The organism is Variovorax sp. P1_H12_2, from assembly GCF_056405335.1.
Genome location: NZ_JBFUCI010000389.1, coordinates 1 through 6,202, shown reverse-complemented (window position 1 = coordinate 6,202; position 6,202 = coordinate 1). Strand labels below are relative to the sequence as shown.

6 protein-coding genes are annotated in these 6,202 nt (G+C 67.5%); 5 read left to right on the top strand and 1 reads right to left on the bottom strand.

All coding sequences use genetic code 11. From position 1 onward, the window contains the following. Positions 1-24: 24 nt before the first annotated feature. The 4 genes from AC1D2K_RS27960 to AC1D2K_RS27945 are packed head-to-tail and all read left to right on the top strand — an operon-like array spanning position 25 to position 3,659. On the top strand, positions 25-957 hold the full coding sequence (locus tag AC1D2K_RS27960; protein ID WP_478092786.1) for a branched-chain amino acid ABC transporter permease: 933 nt from the start codon (positions 25-27) through the stop codon (positions 955-957). 27 nt (positions 958-984) lie between these two features. Further along, entirely contained in the window at positions 985-1,995 is a 1,011-nt protein-coding gene (locus tag AC1D2K_RS27955; protein ID WP_478092785.1) for a phosphotransferase family protein, read from the top strand. After that, on the top strand, positions 1,995-2,366 hold the full coding sequence (locus tag AC1D2K_RS27950) for a DUF6285 domain-containing protein (RefSeq protein WP_478092784.1): 372 nt from the start codon (positions 1,995-1,997) through the stop codon (positions 2,364-2,366). Before AC1D2K_RS27955 ends, AC1D2K_RS27950 begins: the two co-directional genes overlap by 1 nt. Before the next feature lie 3 nt (positions 2,367-2,369). Next, positions 2,370-3,659 (top strand): acyl-CoA dehydrogenase family protein, encoded by a 1,290-nt coding sequence (locus AC1D2K_RS27945; RefSeq protein WP_478092783.1) that lies wholly within the window; start codon positions 2,370-2,372, stop codon positions 3,657-3,659. A gap of 79 nt (positions 3,660-3,738) precedes the next feature. Here AC1D2K_RS27945 and AC1D2K_RS27940 read toward each other — a convergent pair whose 3' ends face one another. Next, a complete protein-coding gene (locus AC1D2K_RS27940) occupies positions 3,739-5,292 on the bottom strand; it encodes a long-chain-fatty-acid--CoA ligase (protein ID WP_478092782.1) in 1,554 nt (517 codons plus the stop codon). A gap of 235 nt (positions 5,293-5,527) precedes the next feature. Between AC1D2K_RS27940 and AC1D2K_RS27935 the strand changes: the two genes are divergently transcribed. Then, a partial coding sequence (locus tag AC1D2K_RS27935) for an ABC transporter substrate-binding protein (RefSeq protein ID WP_478092779.1) occupies positions 5,528-6,202 on the top strand: 675 nt, incomplete at its 3' end.

The following is a 6,202-nucleotide window of genomic DNA, read 5'->3' as shown; positions in this document are numbered from 1 at the left end:
GCCGTGGATTCGCGTCAAAGGCTCATGTGGGTCAGCGTGCTGATCCTCCTGGCCACCAGCGTCGCCTTCGTGGCGCACGGCTACCAGCTGTTCCAGGCGACCATGGTGCTGTCGTATGCCATCGCTTTGGTGGGCCTGAACATCCTCACGGGCTACAACGGACAGATCTCGCTCGGTCACGGGGCCTTCTTCGCCATCGGCGCCTACACCGCCGGCATGCTCATGGAACATGCGGATGCGCCGTACTGGCTCGTGGTGCCGGCAGCAGCGGTGGTGTGCCTGATCGTCGGCTATCTGTTCGGGCGGCCCGCGCTCAAGCTCGAAGGGGTGTACCTCGCGCTGGCCACCTTTGCGCTCGCCGTGGCGATGCCGCAGCTGCTCAAGTACAAGCACCTCGAGCCCTGGACCGGCGGCGTGCGGGGCATTGTGCTCATGAAGCCCTCCGCACCCTTCGGCCTGCCGCTCAGCGATGACCAGTGGCTCTACCTGTTCTCGCTGTTCGTCACGGTGGTGGCATTCGTCATCGCGTACAACCTGCTGCAAAGCGGGAGCGGCCGGGCCATGCGCGCCATCCGCGACCACGCGATGGCGGCGGAGGCGATGGGCGTGGACAACAACCACTACAAGGCCATGACTTTTGGCGTCTCGGCCGCTTACACCGGCGTAGGCGGTGCACTGTCGGCCATCGCGGTGCAGTTCGTGTCGCCCGATTCGTTCACGCTGTTCCTTTCGATCTCGCTGCTCGTGGGCATCGTGGTGGGCGGCGTGGGCACGCTGTACGGGGCCATCTTCGGCGCCATCTTCATCATGTTTGTGCCCTCGCTGGCCGAGCAGATCTCCAAGGCCGTGCCCTGGGCGGTGTACGGCGTGGTGCTCATTGCCTGCATGTTCGCCATGCCCGGTGGCGTGATCGGCCTGCTGCGCAAGATCCAGGAGCGCTTCGCCCGCGCCAGATAGCCGCCGCGCCACATCACGAAACAACGAATGAACGACGATGCGACGCTCGTTGCAAACGCGCTGCAACGCCTGGCCGGGCGCATGGCGCCCGGCCAGGCGGTCCAGGCGCTGCGCCGACTCTCAGGCGGCGCCAGTCAGCAGACCTGGGCTTTCGACGTGGCAATGGCAGGCGCGCAGTCTGTCTTGCCGCTGGTGCTGCGCTGCGCGGCCGATGCCTCAGGCGCGCGCGCACAGGGCACCGCCGGCCTGGGCACGGAGGCGCAACTGATCGACGCTGCGCGCGCAGGCGGCGTGCCAGTGCCCGGCGTGCGGCATGTACTGCAACCCGCCGACGGACTGGGCGAAGGTTTCGTGATGGACCGGATCGACGGCGAGACGCTGGGCCGCCGCATCGTGCGCGATGCCCGGCTGGCCGGCGCGCGCCGCGTGCTGGCGCACCAGTGCGGCGCGGCCATGGCGCGCATCCACCGCCTGCCCGCGCTCGGCCTGCCATCGCTTCGAACGGCCGCCGCGCGAGCCGAACTGGATTTCCAGATCGGCCTGCACCGCAGCCACGGCACCGCACGGCCGGTGTTCGAACTCGCCTTCCGATGGCTGCGCGCACACGCGCCCGCCGACGTGTCGACACCGGTGCTCGTGCATGGCGATTTCCGCAACGGCAACCTGATGGTCGGCGAGGAGGGCCTGCGCGCCGTGCTCGACTGGGAGTTGGCGCATCTCGGCGATCCGATGGAGGACCTCGGCTGGATGTGCGTGCGCTCCTGGCGCTTTGGCCGCGGCGAACTGCCGGTGGGCGGCTTCGGCACGCGCGAGCAACTGTTCGAAGGCTACGAGGCCGAAGGCGGGCGGGTCGACGCGGACCGCGTGCACTGGTGGGAAGTGCTGGGTACGCTCAAATGGGGCATCGTCTGTGAAGCCATGGCGCATGCCTGGCTCAGCGGCCGCGAGCGCGACGTCGAGAAAGCCGCCATTGGCCGCCGTGCGTCGGAGGTCGAGTCCGACCTGCTGGCGCTGCTCGTGCCCGAGGAGGCCATCTGATGCAGGATCGTCCCGACGTCATTGAACTGCTGGAGGCCGTCGCCGCCTTCCTGCGCGAGCAGGTGGTACCGGCCACCGAGGGCCGGGTGGCCTTCCACGCACGCGTGGCCGCGAACACCCTCGACATCGTCCGGCGCGAAGTGCAGCTCGGTCCGCAGGCGCAGGCGCGCGAAGCGACGCGGCTGCATGAGCTGCTGGGATCCGATGTGCCCGCCGACTTGGCGGCGGCCAACCGATTGCTCTGCGATCGCATCGCCGCCGGCCGGCTCGGTCCCGAAACCCCGGGCCTGGTCGCCCACCTGCGCCAGACCACACGCGACAAACTTGCCATCAACCAGCCCGGCTATGCCGCCGGCACGAAGGAAGACTGACCCATGGATTTCGACCTGCCCCGCGACCTCGTCGACTACCTGAACGAACTTGACGCCTTCATCGACCGCGAGATCGCACCGCTGCAGGCGCAGGACGACAACGAGCGTTTCTTCGACCACCGCCGCGAATGGGCGCGCACCGATTTCGACAACGGCGGCCTGCCGCGTCCCGAATGGGAAGCCCTGCTGGCCGAAGCGCGTCGCCGTGCCGACCGCGCGGGCCATCTGCGCTTCGGGCTACCGGGCGAGTTCGGCGGCCGCAACGGCAGCAACCTCTGGATGGCCGTGATACGCGAGCACTTCGCCGCGCGCGGCCTGGGCCTGCACAACGACCTGCAGAACGAACACTCCATCGTCGCCAACAACCCCTTCGTGCTGGCCATCCGCGACTTCGGCACGCCCGCGCAGTGCGACGAATTCATCCAGGGCATGCTCGACGAGCGCTTGCACCTCGCCTTCGGCCTGACCGAGCCCGGCCACGGCTCCGACGCCACCCACATGGAGACGCGTGCCGTGCCCGAGGTGCGCAACGGCCGCGCGGGCTTTCGCATCGACGGCGAGAAGATGTGGGCCACCGGCATGCACACCGCCACCCATTGCGTGGTGTTCGCGCGCACCAGCGGCCGCGATGGCGATGCGCGCGGCATCAGCGCGCTGCTGGTGCCGGCCCAGGCCGCGGGCCTCAAGATCGAGGAATACCTCTGGACCTTCAACATGCCCACTGACCATCCGCGCGTGAGCTTCACGAACGTGTGGGTGCCCGAGGACGCCGTGCTCGGCCCGCTCGACGGCGGCCTGGCCATCGCCCAGCATTTCGTGCACGAGAACCGCATCCGTCAGGCCGCGTCGAGCCTTGGCGCGGCCGACTACTGCGTGCGCGAGAGCGTGAAGTACGCGCGCGAGCGCAAGCCCTTCGGCGAGGAACTGGCGCGCAATCAAGGCATCCAGTTTCCGCTGGTCGAGCTGGCCACGCAGATCGAGATGCTGCGCCTGCTGATCCGCAAGACCGCGTGGCAGATGGACCAGATGCCCAAGCCGCAGGTCGAGAAGCAGCTTTCCGACAAGGTCTCGATGTGCAACTACTGGGCCAACCGCCTGGTGTGCGAGGCTGCCGACCGTGCGATGCAGGTGCACGGCGGGATCGGCTACTCGCGCCACAAGCCCTTCGAGCACATCTACCGCCACCACCGCCGCTACCGCATCACCGAGGGCTCCGAGGAGATCCAGATGCGCAAGGTGGCGGGCCACCTTTTCGGCTACATGGGGCCCAACCGCGTCGCCACTGCCGACTGAACTGTTTCTCCGACGACCGACCACGACCGCCATGAGGGCGTGGCACTCGCCGGGGTAGCCCATCGGCAGGGCCCTCCTGTCAGGCCACTTTCCGCTCGCGCCCTTGCCAGTGCCGCTCACGCAGCTTGTACTTCAGTATCTTGCCCGCCGGCGACAGCGGCATCTCTTCGAGGAACTCCACGCTGCGCGGGCACTTGTAGCCCGCGATCAGGGTCTTGCAGTGAGCCATCAGCGCCTCGGCGCTCAGGGTTTCGCCAGCGCGCAGCACCAACACCGCGTGCACACGCTCGCCCCACTTGTCATCGGGCACGCCAACCACGGCGCACGCCGAGACCTGCGGAAGCTGCGCGATCGCGTTCTCGACCTCGGCCGAGTAGATGTTTTCGCCGCCGCTCACGACCATGTCCTTGAGCCGATCCACGACGTAGACGAAACCGTCGGTATCCATGCAACCGCCATCGCCGGTGTGCATCCATCCGTCGCGCAGCACCTCGGCGGTCTGCGCGGGCTTGTTCCAATAGCCGGCCATCACCATCGGTCCGCGCACGGCGATCTCGCCGACAGCGCCGTTCGGCACGGGACGGCCTTCGACATCGACGATCCGAAGTTCTGCGATGGGCACGGGCCTCCCGGCCGAGCGCCGGCGGCCCGACGGCTGGTCGAGGCGGTGGCACCACGTGGGCAGCACCGTGACCACGGGCGACAGCTCGGTCATGCCGTAGAGCTGGCAGAAGCCGGCACGCGGCAGCTTCTCGATGGCTTGCAGCAGCAAGGTGTCGTCGATGGGGGCCGCGCCGTACAGCACCAGCTGCAGGCTGGAGGTGTCGAATTCGGAGAAGCGCGGGTGCTCGATGAGCCGCTTGATCATGGTGGGCACCATGAAGGTCTCGCTGGCGCGCTCGTTCTGAATCGCCTCCAGCACCTTTACTTCGTCGAAGGCGGGGATGATGACCTGGGTGCACAGTCGCATCATCAGCTGCAGCGTGAGGCCGGCGCCGCCCACATGGAACATGGGCGCCATGTTCAGGCCGACGGATTCGGCCGGGCGCGTGGCGGCCATGTTGGTCGAGAGCTGGCCGGCGTAGAGATTGCCATGCGTGAGCATCACGCCCTTGGGCAGGCCGGTGGTGCCGCCGGTGTACATCACCGCGGCCAGGTCGGCGCCGCTGCGCCTGGCGTCGGACACGGGCTGCGCCTGTGCCATCAGCGCTTCGGCGTCGGCCATGCCTTCCGGCGCGGGGCCATCGCCGAAGTGCAACAGGTGCTTCATCGAGCGAGACAGTTCGCGCTGCTGCTGCGCGACGGCGCCGAAGTGCGCATCGGACAGCAGGATGCGGGTGTCGCAATCGTCCAGCGAGTACGCAATCTCGCGCGCACTCCATCGGATGTTGACCGGGTTGATCACGCCTCCCGCCCACCAGGTGGCGTAGAGGTATTCCACATAGCGGTCGGAATTCAGGGCCAGCAGGCCCACGCGGTCGCCCGGCTGCAGGCCGAGCGATCGCAGCACGGCCGCGAGCCGCGCCACGCGGTCAGCGACCTGGGCGAAGGTGTGTCGGCGCTCGCCGCACACGAGGGCGGTGGCGTTCGGGCGTTCCTGCAAGGCCTTGTGCAAGGGCTGGGTGAGGTCCATGGACAGCGTGTCTCCGTCGAATCGTCGTTGTCTGCCAAGTATGAGGCGGACGCGGCCGGCCTGGATCGTCGGAAGCGACGAGAACGGATGGCCTCTCGCTCGGGCGCGCTCAACCGTCCGTTCCGACGATGGGATGTGCGAGCGAAGCTACCTAACATCCGGCACGAACGCCGAACGAGACCCAGCGAGAGGTCCGTCGGCAGCCGCTTCCCTTGAGAACAACCGAGACAACACCATGACATGTGCCACCCTTTTGACCCACCACGCCTCGCGACGCCGCCTTCTGAGCGCCGGCATTGCGGCAACGCTCGGGCTCGCCGCCGCCTTCACGGCCCAGGCCGAAAAACGCTATGACACGGGCGCGAGCGACACCGAAATCAAGCTCGGTCACGTCATGGCTTATTCCGGGCCCGGCTCGTCCTACGGCACCATCGGGAGGGCGGAAGCCGCCTACTTTGCCAAGGTGAACGCCGAAGGCGGCATCAACGGGCGCAAGATCAATTTCATCTCGCTCGATGACGCCTTCAACCCCGCGCAAACGGTGGAGCAGACGCGCAAGCTGGTCGAACGCGACGAGGTGCTCGCGATGTTCGCCGTGCCGGGCACGCCGAACAACCTGGCGATCCAGCGCTACTTGAACGCGAAGAAGGTGCCGCAGCTCTTCATCGCCTCCGGYGCCACGCGCTTCGGCGACCCCAAGGCCTTCCCCTGGACCATGGGCTGGCAGCCCACCTATCTGACCGAAGGCAAGATCTACGCGCAACACATCTTGAGCGCCAATCCCAACGCGAAGATCGCCGTTCTGACGCTGAACGACGACTCCGGCAGGGAATTCCTCAAGGGCCTCACCGACGTGCTGGGCGACAAGGCCAAGACCATGATCGTCGCGCAGACCACCTATGAGATGTCC